Annotated in this window: 16 protein-coding genes; 12 read left to right on the forward strand and 4 right to left on the reverse strand. The window is 57.5% G+C overall.

From position 1 onward, the window contains the following. Nucleotides 1-40: 40 nt before the first annotated feature. Nucleotides 41-820: a formyltransferase family protein gene (locus ACP0KA_RS14495; protein ID WP_424629449.1), complete on the reverse strand. Its 780-nt coding sequence runs from the start codon at nt 818-820 to the stop codon at nt 41-43. 96 nt (nt 821-916) lie between these two features. On the opposite strand from ACP0KA_RS14495, the gene ACP0KA_RS14500 reads away from it, so the two are divergent. The 7 genes from ACP0KA_RS14500 (at nt 917) to ACP0KA_RS14530 (ending at nt 8029) form a co-directional block, all read left to right on the forward strand. Further along, nucleotides 917-1765 (forward strand): glycosyltransferase family 2 protein, encoded by an 849-nt coding sequence (locus ACP0KA_RS14500; RefSeq protein ID WP_424629450.1) that lies wholly within the window; start codon nt 917-919, stop codon nt 1763-1765. 76 nt (nt 1766-1841) lie between these two features. Further along, nucleotides 1842-2681, forward strand: a complete 840-nt coding sequence (locus tag ACP0KA_RS14505) for an ABC transporter permease (RefSeq protein ID WP_424629451.1) — start codon at nt 1842-1844, stop codon at nt 2679-2681. 143 nt (nt 2682-2824) lie between these two features. Beyond that, nucleotides 2825-3433 carry an ABC transporter ATP-binding protein gene (locus ACP0KA_RS14510; protein ID WP_424629452.1) on the forward strand — a complete coding sequence of 203 codons (609 nt, stop codon included), beginning with the start codon at nt 2825-2827 and terminating at the stop codon, nt 3431-3433. A gap of 32 nt (nt 3434-3465) precedes the next feature. Beyond that, nucleotides 3466-4617 carry a DegT/DnrJ/EryC1/StrS family aminotransferase gene (locus tag ACP0KA_RS14515; protein ID WP_424629453.1) on the forward strand — a complete coding sequence of 384 codons (1152 nt, stop codon included), beginning with the start codon at nt 3466-3468 and terminating at the stop codon, nt 4615-4617. After that, nucleotides 4577-5863 carry a glycosyltransferase gene (locus ACP0KA_RS14520; protein WP_424629454.1) on the forward strand — a complete coding sequence of 429 codons (1287 nt, stop codon included), beginning with the start codon at nt 4577-4579 and terminating at the stop codon, nt 5861-5863. The genes ACP0KA_RS14515 and ACP0KA_RS14520 overlap by 41 nt, the downstream gene beginning before the upstream one ends. Continuing rightward, complete coding sequence (locus ACP0KA_RS14525) at nt 5860-6921, forward strand: glycosyltransferase family 2 protein (RefSeq protein WP_424629455.1); 1062 nt, start codon at nt 5860-5862, stop codon at nt 6919-6921. Before ACP0KA_RS14520 ends, ACP0KA_RS14525 begins: the two co-directional genes overlap by 4 nt. After that, nucleotides 6899-8029 (forward strand): glycosyltransferase family 4 protein, encoded by a 1131-nt coding sequence (locus ACP0KA_RS14530; RefSeq protein WP_424629456.1) that lies wholly within the window; start codon nt 6899-6901, stop codon nt 8027-8029. The genes ACP0KA_RS14525 and ACP0KA_RS14530 overlap by 23 nt, the downstream gene beginning before the upstream one ends. Before the next feature lie 20 nt (nt 8030-8049). Here the strand turns inward: ACP0KA_RS14530 and ACP0KA_RS14535 are convergent, their stop codons facing one another. The 3 genes from ACP0KA_RS14535 to ACP0KA_RS14545 all read right to left on the reverse strand — a co-directional run bounded on the left by ACP0KA_RS14535 (nt 8050) and on the right by ACP0KA_RS14545 (nt 10508). Further along, nucleotides 8050-8796: a glycosyltransferase gene (locus tag ACP0KA_RS14535; protein WP_424629457.1), complete on the reverse strand. Its 747-nt coding sequence runs from the start codon at nt 8794-8796 to the stop codon at nt 8050-8052. Between the two features lie 207 nt (nt 8797-9003). Beyond that, nucleotides 9004-9759, reverse strand: a complete 756-nt coding sequence (locus tag ACP0KA_RS14540; protein ID WP_424629458.1) for an MBL fold metallo-hydrolase — start codon at nt 9757-9759, stop codon at nt 9004-9006. Further along, a complete protein-coding gene (locus ACP0KA_RS14545; RefSeq protein WP_424629459.1) occupies nt 9756-10508 on the reverse strand; it encodes an N-acyl homoserine lactonase family protein in 753 nt (250 codons plus the stop codon). Before ACP0KA_RS14545 ends, ACP0KA_RS14540 begins: the two co-directional genes overlap by 4 nt. A 106-nt stretch (nt 10509-10614) precedes the next feature. On the opposite strand from ACP0KA_RS14545, the gene ACP0KA_RS14550 reads away from it, so the two are divergent. Genes ACP0KA_RS14550 through ACP0KA_RS14570 form a run of 5 tightly spaced genes read left to right on the forward strand, consistent with a single transcriptional unit; the run spans nt 10615 to nt 14731 of the window. Beyond that, on the forward strand, nt 10615-11559 hold the full coding sequence (locus tag ACP0KA_RS14550; RefSeq protein ID WP_424629460.1) for an ABC transporter substrate-binding protein: 945 nt from the start codon (nt 10615-10617) through the stop codon (nt 11557-11559). Between the two features lie 14 nt (nt 11560-11573). Continuing rightward, on the forward strand, nt 11574-12341 hold the full coding sequence (locus ACP0KA_RS14555) for an ABC transporter ATP-binding protein (protein WP_424629461.1): 768 nt from the start codon (nt 11574-11576) through the stop codon (nt 12339-12341). Beyond that, the gene (locus ACP0KA_RS14560; protein ID WP_424629462.1) at nt 12334-13110 is read left to right on the forward strand and encodes an ABC transporter permease; all 777 of its coding nucleotides are present in this window, start codon (nt 12334-12336) and stop codon (nt 13108-13110) included. Before ACP0KA_RS14555 ends, ACP0KA_RS14560 begins: the two co-directional genes overlap by 8 nt. Further along, on the forward strand, nt 13107-13907 hold the full coding sequence (locus ACP0KA_RS14565) for an ABC transporter permease (RefSeq protein WP_424629463.1): 801 nt from the start codon (nt 13107-13109) through the stop codon (nt 13905-13907). The genes ACP0KA_RS14560 and ACP0KA_RS14565 overlap by 4 nt, the downstream gene beginning before the upstream one ends. Then, the gene (locus ACP0KA_RS14570) at nt 13904-14731 is read left to right on the forward strand and encodes an IclR family transcriptional regulator (RefSeq protein ID WP_424629464.1); all 828 of its coding nucleotides are present in this window, start codon (nt 13904-13906) and stop codon (nt 14729-14731) included. Before ACP0KA_RS14565 ends, ACP0KA_RS14570 begins: the two co-directional genes overlap by 4 nt. Nucleotides 14732-14737 lie beyond the last annotated feature (6 nt).

A 14737-nucleotide genomic window follows, 5' to 3' on the forward strand; every position in this document is an offset into this window, starting at 1 on the left:
GCGACCAGCAGCACAGATACCGCCTTGGCCCTGGATGGCATCAGTTTGTGAGCATCCTCGAGAAAAGCGCTTCATAGTCTTCCAGCCGGGCGACATCATGCGCCTTGCCATCCTTCATCATGCGGGCAGGCGGAAACGGCGGAAAATACATCGCACGAATGAAACGTTCGATCTTATCGATTGGCCAACTCGCATCGATCATGCCCCCAAAGGGAAGCGCTCGCGGAAAGTAGCTGCCTCCTGGAGGCTGCACCGAACCCGGATCGTCGGCGACGACGCGTTCAATGACAGCTTCCAGCCGTGCCATCGCTCGTACAATTTGGCGATGAAACAGCGAGAACGCCGTATCGTTGGGAGAGATCGCCAGTTTCTCCTGTAGCAGAATCGGCCCGGTGTCGAATTCCTCATCCATGCGATGAAACGTAAATCCCGTTTCTGTCTCTCCGTTGATCAGCACCCATGCCACCGAGTTCGTCCCCCGGTAGTTCGGCAGGAGCGAGGGATGCAGATTGACACCGCCGAGTGGCGCCAAATCCAGCATCGCTTTCGGGATCAGGCAGCGATAGTGCATGCTGAGCAAGACATCGGGACGGAAGGCCTTCACCCACGCGATTGACGCCGGCGCTTTCGCTGGTTCCTCGTAGAGGGAGACGCGCCGCAAGGCGGCGAGGGCGTGCAGTCCATGATTTCGCGCGTCTGGGGGATGGGTGAGGATGGCAATGCGTCCGGGCAGGACGCCCAGGCCAAACAGCGTGTTGACGGTAAATTCCGCCGGCATACCGTAGCCTGCGACCAGAAACTTCAATTCAGCGGCAGCCACAGCTCCTCCTGAATCAACAAAGGCTTGAGCCATCGCTCGCGCTCGTCATAACCTTGACAGCATAATCTTCCGCAAAAGACAGGCCAAGTGTGCGGGATGCCCAAGGTTTCGGTTATTACGGTTTGTCGCAATGCCGAGGCCGACATTGCTGCGACCATCGCAAGTGTCCAGGCGCAAGACTATCCTGATATCGAACACGTCTTTGTCGACGGCGCGTCGACGGATCGAACGCTGGAGATCATCCGCGCTTCCCGGCCAGCCAGGGTGGTATCCGAGCCTGACGCCGGCATCTATCATGCGATGCAGAAAGGGATCGGCCTGTCGACCGGTGAGGTGCTGTATTTTCTCAACAGCGGCGACGTTTTGGCGGACGATCGCGTGGTAAGTGATGCGGTGCAATTCTTCGATCTCACGGGTGCCGATGCCGTCTTCGGAAACCTGCTCCCGGTTGCCAACGCACATTTTAGCCACCCCATGTATCGACCGGGGCGTGTGATCGATCAGGGCTACTTTGCCAATCGCCAGATGTTTTTCGACCAATGTATTCATCACCAGACGGTCTTTTACCGTCGCGCGATCTTTACGCGCTGTGGCTACATCTGTGACGAGGCGGCGGCCAATGGAGAGTACTTCCTGCACATGTGCGCATTCGTTCGCGAGGGATTTTCAGCCAGGCATTTGCCGCGGCTGATTGCGCGGTTTGCCCTTGGTGGATACAGCACGTCGGACTTCGAGATTGAATGGAGACGCTTTGAAGCCGCCCGGGATATTCTCAGGCGCCGATTTTTTCAGACGAAGCCTCTCATGATGTCGAAATCGGAGTATCTGCACGCGCCGCCGAGCTTCATGAACCGACTGAAGATGCTGTCGCGCGATCCGCGAATGCGCTGGCTGTTTCTGGCGGTGCAACAATTAAGATATGGCGCGAGGCGGTATTCTCTCTAGGGTTGCATTTATCCACAGTGAACTGTAAAGTACGTCGAGGTCCTAGCCCGCTCCCCAGGAATAGGAATCGCGTCAGTTGAGTTTGCTTCACCCCTCGCCAGCGTTCAGGCTCCGAAGCGCTCCGCATTACGCGACGACACTTGCGATCACTGACCTTCTTGACGGCCTCAAGCTTTGGCGCATCTGGGTGATGCTGGCGCTAAACGATGTCAATTTGCGCTATCGGCGGTCACGGATCGGGCAGTTCTGGCTGACAATCTCGATGGCTGTGACGATTCTCGCGCTGGGCTTTGTTTATTCCACGATCTTTCAGATCGAGCTTAAAGCCTATTTGCCGCTCCTAGCCTATAGCTTGATCATATGGAGCCTGATCGCCGGCATCTGCAATGAAGGGGCGGGCGCATTTATCGAGGCTGAGGGATACATCCGTAGCGCTCCGTGGCCGAAGTCGATTTACGTTTATCGTGTGCTGTTCCGCAATTTTCTATTCCTTCTGCACAATATGATCCTTGTGCCGGTGGTCATGTTGGTGTTTGGGCTGACGCCTACGCCTGAGTTGCTCTACTTCATTCCGGCATTGGCTCTGACGTTGTTGACGGGCGTGTGGATATCGCTGCTGCTCGGGATCTTCTCGGCTCGGTTTCGCGACCTGCCGCCGATGATTGCCGCTTTCATGCAGATCGCATTCTTTCTGTCGCCGATCATGTGGACGTCGAGCCAATTGCGCGGTCAATTTTCGATGTTGATTGCTTGCAATCCTTTCGCTGCGTTTCTGACGATCTTGCGGGATCCGCTGCTGGGCAACCCGCCTGAACCTGGCGCCTGGATCTCTGCCACTGTGTTAGCCGTTGTCGGTTTCTTGGTGACCCTGCCGTTTTATGCGCGTTTTCGATCCCGTATCTCTTTTTATGTCTAAGTGTGATGGCATACATCAATCTGCAGTCTGTCTCGTTCAGCTATCCAATGTATGAGGGCAGCTCGCGTTCATTGAAACGTGCTGTAGTTCACAGCGTTGGTGGCCGGCTGAGAGAGGATTCCGGCCGGATCGAAGTCCAAGCCTTGCGTGATATAAATCTGACGCTTCGTTCAGGTGATCGACTGGCCCTGCTGGGGCATAACGGCGCCGGCAAATCGACGTTGCTCAAGGTGCTCTCCGGCATTCATGAACCGCCGACAGGCAGGATAACCCGCGAAGGGACCGTCTCGTCGATGCTCGATCCAGGTCTCGGCCTTGATCAGGAGGCGAGCGGCAGCGACAACATCATCTCGCGTTGCATCTTCCTCGGCATGACCTACGCGGAGGCGCGCCGCCGTCTCGCTTCCATCGGGGAATTCACCGAAGTCGGCCCCTATCTGGACATGCCTCTTCGGACCTATTCGACAGGCATGTTGGTGCGGCTCATGTTTGCTGCCTCAACCGAAGTTCGACCCGATATCCTGATCATGGATGAGTTGATGGCGGCCGGCGATATCGCTTTTGCCGATCGCGCGAAGAAGCGCATCATCAATTACGTCCAAACCGCAAGCATTTTGGTTCTCGCGTCCCACGATCTGACGACGCTGTCCAATTATTGCAATCGTGGCGCGTTGCTCAGCGCCGGCAGCATTACGATGTTAGGTGATATCGACCAAGTTATCGAGGCCTACAAGGCAAGCCGCCCGCAATAGCATTTCGCTTTTTAACGCCTGCGGAGATCAACGTGCATTTTCGTTATCCCGTATATAAGCCTCGTCTTACGAATAGGGAACGTGAGAACGTTCTCGATTGCTTCGATACGACCTGGATTTCATCGAAGGGAAAATATATCGCCGAATTTGAGGACAGGTTCGCGCATTATCTCGGCATCGATCACGCGCTGTCGGTCACGAATGGAACGATTGCCATTCACTTGGCTTTGCAAGCTTTGGGCGTGGGGCCGGGCGACGAAGTGCTGGTGCCGACGCTCTCCTACATCGCCTGTGCCAACGCCGTAACCTACACCGGCGCCAAGGTCGTATTCGTCGATAGCGAGCCGGATTTCTGGCAGATCGACGTCGCAGACGCTCGCAGGAAGATCACCTCGCGCACCAAGGCGATCATGCCGGTCCATCTGTACGGACACGCCTGCGACATGAAAGCTGTGATGACTCTGGCCCGCGGACACAATCTTCTGGTCGTGGAAGATTGCGCGGAGGCCATTGGCACTAAACATGGCGATCAGTTGGTCGGCACCTTCGGTCATGTCGGTTGCTTCAGCTTCTTTGGAAACAAGACTATCACGACCGGCGAGGGCGGCATGGTGGTCACCCATGACCCGGTGCTGGCGGATCGGCTGGCACGCCTGAAGGGGCAGGGCCTGGCCAAGGGACGCGAATATTGGCACGATCTCGTCGGCTACAATTATCGGATGACCAACATCTGTGCCGCCATTGGCGCCGCCCAGATGGAGGGCATTCATCAGGTGCTCGCGCGCAAGCGAACGCTGGCGGCGTTATACGCCGAAGCCCTTCGCTGTCTGCCGCTCCATCTGCATCGCGAGCAACAAGGGACGAGCCATAGCTACTGGATGGCATCGATCCTGCTCGATGAGGGTGAACATCGTGATCCGTTGCGCGCTCATCTTCGCGCGGCGGGCGTCGAGACTCGACCGCTATTTTATCCAATTCACCAGATGGCGATGTATCTACGGCCAGGTGAGCGCTATCCGGTAGCGGATAGTCTCGCGAGCCGTGGCATCAACCTGCCGAGCTATCCTGACTTAACGGACGATGATGTTGGGGAGATCATCGCCGCTATCCGAAATTATTTCAGCGAACAGGGGGCGTACGCTGATGTTTCACCGGAGATTGCGTATAGCGCTGCTGGCCCATGAATTCTTAATCAACATTGGGGCCAATGACTTCCTTAAAAACCTGATCCGCGGGCTGTCCTACAATCCCGACATCGAGTTGATATTTCTCTGCCCGCGGTCGAACGAGCGGATCGAGGCGGCCGTTGGTGCCGACGTGAAGGCGCGCTTGGCACGCGTGCCGTATATCAAACGGCTTCTGAGAACGAGTGCACGAACTCTCGCGCCGATGACCGACTTGCTGATCAGAAATCAGCCATCCGAGTATGACTTCTACGCCGAGGCTTCACCCGAGCCGATGGAGTTCATCTCGTGCGAGACGCATGCTGACGCGTTGCTCAAGTTACAGGCCGAAAAGAACATCGACCTGTTCATGCCGTCGATTCATGTCCTACCGAAAGCACTGCCCTATCTAACCTATTGGCCGGATGCGCAGCCGAAATATTATCCCGAGTTCTTCGACGATGACGCGCAGCGGGTACGGGACGAACGCATTGCCGGGCTTTTGGCGTCGGGAAGGCCGATGATCATCAATTCGCGTGCGGCCAAGGCTGACATGCAGAAATTCTATAAGGCAGACCCGAAACAAGTCTTTGATCTGCCGTTTGCACCGATTATCGAATTCGACAAGATGGTTCCTCGGCCCGAATTGGTGCGGAAATATCATCAGCATCGCGACTACTTCATCGTCTGCAATCAATTCTGGATCCACAAGTCATTGGAGACGGTGATCCGGGCGGCCAGGATTGCAAAAGATCAGGGATTGGGCGTCGACTTCCTATTCACCGGCCGAATGGAAGAGCCGCGTAAGCCCGGCTATATCGAGAGCTTGCGGGCTCTGGTGCGCGAACTCGGCGTGGAAGATTGCGTCAAGCTGCTCGGATACATCCCGAAGGGCGACCAGATTGAGTTGATGAAGGCTTCGATTGCCGTCATCCAACCAACCTTGTTCGAAGGCGGTCCGGGTGGCGGATCGGTTTACGACGCCATCTGCGTCGGCAAACGGGCGATCGTCTCCGACATCCCGATCAATCACGAATTGCCGCTGAATGATAGTAGCGTCACATTGTTTCGGCAGAAGGACCCCGTCGATCTCATTGCCAAGATCAAGCAGGTTATGGCCACGCCTTACGATCCGCCGCGGATCGAAGATCTCTATCAGTCGAGCAACGCCTTTCGACGGCGGCTTTCGAAGCGTCTCGATGAGGCCATTGAGTTCGCGCTTGCGGTGACGGAAACGGCCAAAGCCGAATTGGCGACGGCGCCATGAACGAGCAGTCGCCGGCCAAACGTCCCATACGCAAGGTATCGATCGTCACGGTGACACACAACGCGCGGGATTCGCTGCGTCTGACAATGGAATCGGTGATGCGCCAAAGCTTTCCAGACGTCGATCACGTCGTCATCGATGGCTGTTCGACTGACGGAACGCAAGCCATTGTTCAGGAATACGAAGTCGGAACATTCGTCAGTGAGCCGGACGATGGCATCTACGATGCGATGGATAAAGGTGCGAGACTTGCAAAAGGCGACATAATTATCTTCCTCAATGCCGGTGATACATTCTTTGACGACGATGTCTGCGGCGACGTCGTCGAGTTTCTTGAGCAGACTGATGCAGACATCGTATTTGGCAATGTCATGCCGGTGTATCTCCAGCATGGCGACAAACACGACCACGGCGCGTTCAGGGCCGGCGAGTTGCTGAACCTCGGCTATCTTTGCAACAGAAGTCAGATACACGACGAGTCAATTCACCATCAGGCAACGTTTTATCGGAGCGGCGTCTTCGCCGAGACGACATACAAATGTGCCGATCCTGCCGGAACCGGTGAATACAACGTCCTGATGAGCGCATTGTTCAGGCACGATGCACATGTGCGATACATCCCGCGAAATATCTCCCGTTTTGTCCTGGGCGGAATCAGTACTCGTGACTTTGACGCCGAATGGCGACGCTTTGTGGCTTGCCGCGACACGTTACGGCGACTGTATAGCGTGAAGACGAAGCCGATTTTGTCGCGGGACAAGTATGAATTTCATGGCGGCATCCCTCCCGATACAGTTCCTGCAGGTGTTGCTTCGCCAAGCCGTCAGCGGCGACCAAGTCGTGAGGCGATCAAGCGGTGGACCAGGAAAAGGTCGCTGTTTCGTCTCTATGGCCGTTTGGCGATAATGCTGACTGAGCGTGTCGCCGGCCATCTTCTGCCGCAGTCGGCTCTTCCGAGCTGTGACCCTGATACGGGGAAAGCCACAACGGCGGGGCAGGTTCTCAACCCCAAAAGCCAACCGAAATGCATGGCTGATGAAGATCCTTCATTTCTATAGGACCTACCAACCGGACTCATGCGGGGGGATTCAGTCCTTCATCTATCAGATGGCGTATGGGGCCACACAACGGGGCCACAATGCGGAGGTTCTGTTTTTAAGTCGAGATTTGCCATCATCTCCACTGGAGACCGCAAACCACACGGCGCATCCGGTGAAGCTCGACTTCGAGTTTGCGTCGACCGGCTTTTCGTTTTCGGCGTTCAGGAAGTTTTCCGAACTCGCGGAAAAGGCCGATGTCATTCACTATCACTTTCCATGGCCTTTCATGGACCTCGTTCACTTTGCGACACGTGTTTCACGGCCGTCCGTCGTGACTTACCATTCGGATATCGTCCGCCAGAAGTTAGGCCTTAAGCTATATCGTCCGTTGATGAATGCCTTTCTTGGAAGCATCGATCATATCGTTGCGACCTCGCCTAACTATTTCGCCACCAGTGAAGTTCTGCAGCGATACAAGTTGAAGGCGAGCGTGATCCCGATTGGCATCGATCATGCGATGTACCCAGTGCCGCCGGAGTCGACCCTCGATCGGTGGCGCGCGAGATTTGGGCGAGAGTTTTTCCTCTTCGTTGGCGTGCTGCGATATTATAAAGGTCTTCATATTCTCTTGGACGCGGTCAGCGACACCGACATTCCCGTCGTCATTGTGGGCGCTGGCCCAATCGAGCAAGAGCTTCGCGCGCGTGCGCGACGTCTCAATCTCTCCAACGTTCATTTCCTGGGGGAGATCTCGGAGGAGGACAAGCTTGCACTGACGACATTATGCTTCGGAGTCGTCTTTCCATCACATCTGCGATCGGAAGCATTTGGGATCAGCTTGCTCGAAGGAGCGATGTGCGGCAAGCCGATGATTTCGAGTGAGATCGGCACTGGCACAACGTTCGTCAATGTTGATGGCGAAACGGGGCTCGTCGTCCCGCCATCGAATCCCGATGCGTTACGGCGTGCAATGATTTATCTCAGGGATCATCCTGATCAGGCGCAACGGATGGGGCAAAAGGCGCGAGATCGATACAAGACGTTATTCACGGCCGATATCATGCTCTCAAAATATCTCGCGCTCTACGAGGATATGCTGACAGCCGCGAAGTCGGGGAAGCGGTAATCCCTGAATCGGAACGAGTTCTAGTCGGTCTTCCTTAAATCATCCAAGCGCGCCCGTACGGCTTTCCAAAACACCGCATATGGCTGCGCCAGCCACCACTTCAGCGGGATACGATCGTTATAGCGGCGAACGACCGCGATTGCTTCGGCATAGTGGGCGGCACGATTGTTTCGCGTCTTGGTGCTGTCATGGACGCGATTGATGGCCGTGACATGCGGCACATGCAGCAGAGGGCCAAAGCGTCGATAAAGCTTCCACCACAAATCATAATCCATGGCGAGAAAAAGACTTGGATCGACGCCCCGGACATCCTCCCATGCCGTTCGTCGAATGAGCGCTGCCGGCTGGGAGATGATGCAGCGTAGCCTGAGCCTATCCTCGCTGAAAGATTGAACCCAAACATTGCTGCGCGTACCATCGTCATTGAGATTCATCGCCGCCCCATAGGCTGCCGGCGCCGCAGGATTTTCTTCGAGAGCGTTGACGAGCCGGCGCAGTCCCTCTGGTTCGAGCATGTCGTCACTGTTGAGCCAGCCGACATACGGCGCAGTCCCGCGTTCTATTCCAGCATTGATCGCGGCTGCCTGACCGCCGTCCGGCCTGCTTTGCCAGTAGGCCAAGCGCTCGGTCCAGCGTTCCAGCACCGCTGTGGAATTGTCGGTCGAGCCGCCGTCCATCACAATAATCTCGGTTGCGACATCCTGCGTTGAAATCGAGCGCAGCGCATCTTCGAGATAGCGCCCTTGATTGAGCGATGGCACGACCATCGTAACCTCAGGCGAGGGAGCTCTTGCCGGTGAGAACGAACTGTCGATCGATCCGCGTCTCATGTTTTCCAGGCGTAAGGATCACTGCACGAATTCACTGGTCTTTAACACGGGCCCGGCGGAAGTTCACCAGGAATGGGGCCGTAGGAATTCTAGGAAACGTGTCCGTGGTCGCTGTTCGGTTGCTCCGGCTGGCGTCGGCCCGTCTCAATCATTCGGCCAGCTCGCAAAGGATTTCGCGGCAAATGATCCGATGCGGATCTCCTCGTCCGGGCCGGTCGGATCGGTAAAGAAGCGGATGCGAATGGCATAGTCGTCGAGATAAGTGATCGGCTGGCCGAGGCGAAATGGCCGATCATGTCCTGGATAGATCACTGATGCAGATGCGAGTGCCTTCTGCAGACTTATCTGGGCAGCGGGATTGTTTGCCGGCAGATAACGGATCTCTTGGGCAGCGGCATCGCCGGCGCAGCTGACGGCATCGCCGGCGAGAAGTTCATCGCCAACCAAGAGGCCGATTGAGCCCGGGGTGTGGCCCGGAAGATCGATCATGCGAACACCAGGGCACAGTTCTGGCTCGCCGCTGATGGGTTGCAGCTTCAGTCGCCGCAAAGCGTGACCGATATAAGCGGGCGTGTCGCCGTCATGGCTCTCTGCTCCGTCCGCATAGGCGAGCTCTTTCTCATGCAGCACGATGGTAGCGTTGGGAAACAGGTCGGCATTCGCCGCGCTGTCCCAGTGCACGTGAGACAGGACGACGGTGTCGACTTTGCCGGGATCGATGCCGAGCTTGCGCAGACGGCCCTGCAGGATGGGGCGATAGGCGTAGGGACCGGTGTCAAAAATCATCAGACGACCGCTGGTTTGGACCAGCGCAACGGTCGAGATCCCCGGAAGGAAATTATCCGACGAAACAGGCAGGCCGGAAAACAGGACAGTGATAGGGGATGAGGTCGTCGTCATCGTGGGTCCTCGGCGCGCATGGCGCGCTCAGTTGAAATGCCAACGCCGAAGCTCTGTCCAAGCGGCTGGAAGGGAAAGCTCAGCTCATATCGGTATTGTGTGAGATACTGCACCGCGCCGTTTGTCAGACGGAACGGACGGTCATGTCCTGGATAGAAGACATCGCCTGCCGCGAGCGCTCGATCGAGGCTGACCTGAGCCTTCGCTGGATCGAAGAATGCAACGTCCGGGACGGCGCGTGTGGCGTCTCTCGCCGACCACAATGCATCGCTTGCCAGCACCGCGCGCTCGCTGCCGGTATCGATGACCAGTCCCTGAAGACCGATGGAGTGTCCTGGCAGCAGCAGGGTTTTCACGCCGGGGAAAATTTCCTGCTCTTGTTCCGGCAGCAGCGTCACGCGTATGTCGCGCAAAATCTCGCGCACGTAGGGTGGTGTGCCCCAATCGTTTGGCCGCGGCGTAGCGGCGTACTCGAATTCCGAACGAGGGGTCAGAACTTCCGCCTGCGGGAAAAGGTCGAGGTTCTCGACATGATCCCAATGCAAATGAGTCAGGAAGATCGTGTCGATGTCTGCCGGCGCGAGCCCGAGCTCACTGAGCGCCTTGAGCAAAATCGGACGAATCCGGAAGGGGCCCGTATCGAACAGGATCGTGCGGCCGGCGGTTCGGATCAGCAGCAGCGAACAAATACCGAAGAGAAAGTGATCGGTCTTTGCCGGTAGCCCGGGGATGAGAAGGTCGATTTTCACGCTCGATTCCATGGCTCGCGGGTTGGAAGAATGTAGCAGAGCTTGCCTCTGGCCCCTTTCTGCACTATTACGCATAGTAAAATCAATTATGGATAGTGGAGGAAGCATGAATTTTCGATCCTGGATATCCGTTGTTACCGGTTTGGGGATTGCCCTGGCGACGGCCGGCGCACCTGTTCAAGCGCAGACAGCGAAGCCGGTTGCTGTTCGCGCTGCTTACATTCCTGTGGTCACGTGGCTTCCTGCCTGGGTGGCAAAAGAGAAAGGCTTCTTCGCCAAGCACGGTTTGGACGTCACACTCAGCGTGGCGCAAAATCTGTCGGTGTTGCCCGGTACAGTGGGGCGGCAGTTTGAGTTCGTGCCGAGCACTGCGCCCGATCTCCTGAAGGCCGTTGCAAGCGGCCTCGATGTCGTCGCGACCTCCGGCGAGGTCTTCGAGACAGAAGACAATGCCTCGACCTACGTGATGGTTGGCAAGGACTCGGGGATCAAATCGGCTCAGGATCTCAAAGGAAAGCTGATCGCGACGCCGACGATTGGCGGCGTGATCCATGTGGCGACGCTCTATTGGCTCAAGAAGAACGGTGTCGATCCGGCGAGCGTTCGTGCGGTGGAAGTCCCGTTTCCGAACATGGCGGATCAGCTCAAGGCCAAGCGGGTCGATGCCGTCGAAGCGCTCGAGCCATTCGTTGGCGCGCTGAAGGCTCAAGGCAATGTGGCGCTGACTGCGCCGCTGTTGAGTGCGGGCAAGGAAGTGATCTTCCCGTTCTGGATCTCGTCCGGCGAGTGGGCACGTGCAAACAAGAGCACTGTGACTGCCTGGAAGGCGTCGCTCGATGATGCGATCGCGTTCATCAAGCAGAATCCCGACGAAGCCCGCAGCATTCTGGCTCACTACACCAAGCTTCCTGAAGCGGTCGTGAAGGCGACGCCATTCCCGACGTACCGCACAGCGATCACTGCCAAGGATATCGAGGTGTGGGGGAGCGTGTTGCGCGAGGTCGGCCAACTCGCAACCACGGTCGACTCGCAAAAGCTCGTGGTGCAGTAAGGCTCGCACAACCAATGTCAGATCCCGTCTTCGAGTGCCGTTCGGCGAATGTGACTCTGCCGCTCAGCGGTGGCGCTCGTCCGATCATCTCCGACATCAACCTGGATCTCCGCGAAGCGGAGTTCCTGTCGATTGTCGGGCCTTCGGGGACGGGTAAGACGACGTTGTTGCGGATGTTGGGCGGCCTGATGCGCCCGACTTCCGGTGAAGTGCGGGTGAAGGGCGAGGTCCTCAGCGGTCCGCCGGAAGGCGTTGTTATTGTCTTTCAGGATTATGCCAATGCGCTTTTGCAGTGGCGTACGGTCGCCGCCAATGTCGCGTTCGGCATCGAGCGAAAGCTTTCGGCAAAAGAATGCGCCGACCGGGTCCGCGCGGCTCTGGATCTGGTCGGCCTGTCCAAACGGGCGGAGGATTATCCCTGGCAGTTGTCGGGCGGTATGCAGCAGCGCGTTCAGATTGCGCGGGCACTGGCGCTGCGGCCCGCGGTCATGTTGATGGATGAGCCGTTCGCGGCACTCGATGCCATGACCAAAGCCGGGCTTCAGGACGAATTGCTGAGGTTGCGGGACCAGACCCGGACGAGCTTTGTCTTCATCACGCACGATATTGAAGAGGCCGTCTATCTCGGTGACCGTGTCGCCGTTCTGAAAGGAACGCCGGGCCGGATCGAGAATATCGTCAAGATCGAACTGCCGTCGCCGCGCGATCAGATTTCCACGCGCCAGCTGCCGGAATTTCTCGCTTATCGCTACGATCTTCACAAGGCGATCGGCCATGGCTAGCCGGACCTGGTTCGCCCGCATCAACTGGGCCGGGTTTTCAGTCTTCGCGCTGCTGTTGCTTGTTTGGGAAGCGGCAGTCCGGTTGCAGTTGATCACATTTGAATTTTTCCCGGCGCCTTCGTCCATTGTGGCCGGAGCAATCAAGCTGACGCGGGAAGGGATTCTCCTTGAGGACCTGTCACACACGTTGATCTCGATTGCGCTTGGCTGGGCGATTGCCATGGTGATCGGTGTCGGTCTCGGCCTCCTTCTGGGTTTCTCGCCTGTTGCACGGAAGTTCGGGCTCGCCAGTGTCGAAGTACTGCGGCCCATGCCGGGCATAGCCTTTGCACCGCTCGGGCTGTTGCTGTTCGGCTTTTCGCTTCAGACGGAGCTCGTGGTGACCGTGCTGCCGACAATCTGGCCGGTAATGATCAACACGATGGGTGGTATTGCTAACGTTCATCCGCGATTGACGGACGTGGGGCGGACGCTGCGGATGAGCCCTGGTGAAATCGTTCGCCATCTGCTGTTGCCCGCGGCGCTGCCGTCGATTGTCGTGGGGGCGCGGATCAGTCTCGGGCTGGCGCTGGTGATGGCCATCGTTGCGGAGATCGTCGGCAACCCGGCCGGGCTGGGTTACGGCATCATTCGCGAACAGCAGGCCATGAACCCCGAACTGATGTTTGCCTACATCGCTGTGGTGGGCATCCTCGGCATTGTTCTCAATGCAGGGGTCCTCGCGTTGACGACTGCATTGTGGCCGGCCAGTTCGCGGGTACCCGCATGAGGACGCGCCCTCCGAAGTCTGCGTTCCTCGCCCAGTTGTTGTCGCAACTGCCGTCGCCGCTCGGCCTGTTACCGCTCATTGTCGGTCTGGCGGCATGGCAACTGCTTCAGACAGGTAATTCTCCTTACTTTCCACCGCCATCGATGTGGTGGTCTGGTCTCGTTCAAAGTGCTGCGACCGGACAGTTGCTGCCGGCCTGTCTCGCCTCGCTTCAGACCATCGTGGTGGGGCTGTTGCTGGCCATTGTGGCGGGCGTGTTCATTGGTGTTCTGATCGGCATATCGCCGCGCGCCGCAAGGGCTCTGGGGCCTGTGCTGGAATTCTGCCGCGCGATGCCGCCGCCGGCCATTGTGCCGCTGGCCATCCTGTTCCTGGGATACGACGAGCGCATGAAGCTGACGATTGTCGTGGTGTCAGCCATGTGGCCGATCCTTCTCAATACCGCGGCGGCTATTCAACGCATTCATCCCATTCTTCAGGATGTGGCGACGTCGTTTCATCTGTCGGTTTTGGAACGGATCAGGCTCATCGTAATTCCATCCGTCATGCCCTCCATTCTGCTTGGCGTGCGTATCGCGCTGCCGCTTTGCATCGTTCTGGCGTTGCTGGTTGAAATGCTGACCTCGATTGAGGGCGTCGGTGCGCTGATGATCGCCGCGCAGCGGAATTTCCAGTCCGGGCAGGTTTACGGCTTGCTGGTGCTGGTGGGCCTGTTCGGCTTTCTGATCAACACGGCATTCTCGATGATTCAAGCCGTCATCCTTCGCCGCTGGCCGCCGAGGAATATCCAGGCATGAATTCGCGCAATACCCCGAAAGCCGACCCCGCATGGGACAACGACGATGACGATACCGTCACTCCGCGCGTTGAACAGATCGGCGTGCAATCCGTCGAGATTGCTGGTCACATTTTGAAAACGCTGGCGTCTTTCGATGGACCGCAGACGCTCTCGGCATTGTCCGCAGCTGCGGGTCTGTCGTCCGCAAAAGTTCACCGCTATCTGGTCAGTCTTATCCGCGGCGGATTTGTCGAACAGAGTGCTGTTGACGGCCGCTATGATTTTGGCGGTGCGACTCGTTTCATTGGCCGGGTTGCCATGAATCGTCTTGATATTGTGCGCATCGGCACGCCGCTGCTCAGCAAACTGAGAGACGAGCTCCAGGAAACGGTCTTTATGGGAGTCTGGACTCCTCAGGGACCGATGGTGATCGAATGGTTCGACATTGTTCGACCTGTTTCGGTCATTCTCCGGCCGGGATCCATCCTGCCATTACACACCTCTGCACTGGGATTGATTTGCGCAGCCTATCTGCCGCCCGAGATCATCGATCGCGCATTGGAAGCGGAAGCGCCTCAACCGTTGCTGCGTTCACGCAGGCTCGCCAAGTCCAAGCAGACGGAGCTTGTCGCGCAAATCCGGCAGTCCGGCTTCAGCGTCGTTCAGGGCGACCTGATCAATGGCCTGGATGCTGTCGCCGTTCCTGTCCTCAATCATCGTCAGGAGCTGGTGGCGTGCCTCGCCGCCGTGGGCACCAGCGGGCCTTTCGATATCTCCGCCTCCGGCCGCGTGGTGCGGGCACTGAAAGGTGCCGCGAGCCGGTTTGCGCAATCGCTTGGTTGAACGGGA

The organism is Bradyrhizobium sp. SYSU BS000235 (genome assembly GCF_049747295.1).
Lineage (GTDB): Bacteria > Pseudomonadota > Alphaproteobacteria > Rhizobiales > Xanthobacteraceae > Afipia.

Excerpts from the sequence above, each read along its gene's own strand:
- ACP0KA_RS14540 (WP_424629458.1), bottom strand. The coding sequence starts at position 9,759 with ATGACGACGACCTCATCCCCTATCACTGTCCTGTTTTCCGGCCTGCCT.
- ACP0KA_RS14535 (WP_424629457.1), bottom strand. The coding sequence starts at position 8,796 with ATGGTCGTGCCATCGCTCAATCAAGGGCGCTATCTCGAAGATGCGCTG.
- ACP0KA_RS14530 (WP_424629456.1), top strand. The coding sequence starts at position 6,899 with ATGAAGATCCTTCATTTCTATAGGACCTACCAACCGGACTCATGCGGG.
- ACP0KA_RS14560 (WP_424629462.1), top strand. The coding sequence starts at position 12,334 with ATGGCTAGCCGGACCTGGTTCGCCCGCATCAACTGGGCCGGGTTTTCA.
- ACP0KA_RS14565 (WP_424629463.1), top strand. The coding sequence starts at position 13,107 with ATGAGGACGCGCCCTCCGAAGTCTGCGTTCCTCGCCCAGTTGTTGTCG.
- ACP0KA_RS14520 (WP_424629454.1), top strand. The coding sequence starts at position 4,577 with ATGTTTCACCGGAGATTGCGTATAGCGCTGCTGGCCCATGAATTCTTA.
- ACP0KA_RS14500 (WP_424629450.1), top strand. The coding sequence starts at position 917 with ATGCCCAAGGTTTCGGTTATTACGGTTTGTCGCAATGCCGAGGCCGAC.
- ACP0KA_RS14570 (WP_424629464.1), top strand. The coding sequence starts at position 13,904 with ATGAATTCGCGCAATACCCCGAAAGCCGACCCCGCATGGGACAACGAC.
- ACP0KA_RS14525 (WP_424629455.1), top strand. The coding sequence starts at position 5,860 with ATGAACGAGCAGTCGCCGGCCAAACGTCCCATACGCAAGGTATCGATC.
- ACP0KA_RS14555 (WP_424629461.1), top strand. The coding sequence starts at position 11,574 with ATGTCAGATCCCGTCTTCGAGTGCCGTTCGGCGAATGTGACTCTGCCG.
- ACP0KA_RS14550 (WP_424629460.1), top strand. The coding sequence starts at position 10,615 with ATGAATTTTCGATCCTGGATATCCGTTGTTACCGGTTTGGGGATTGCC.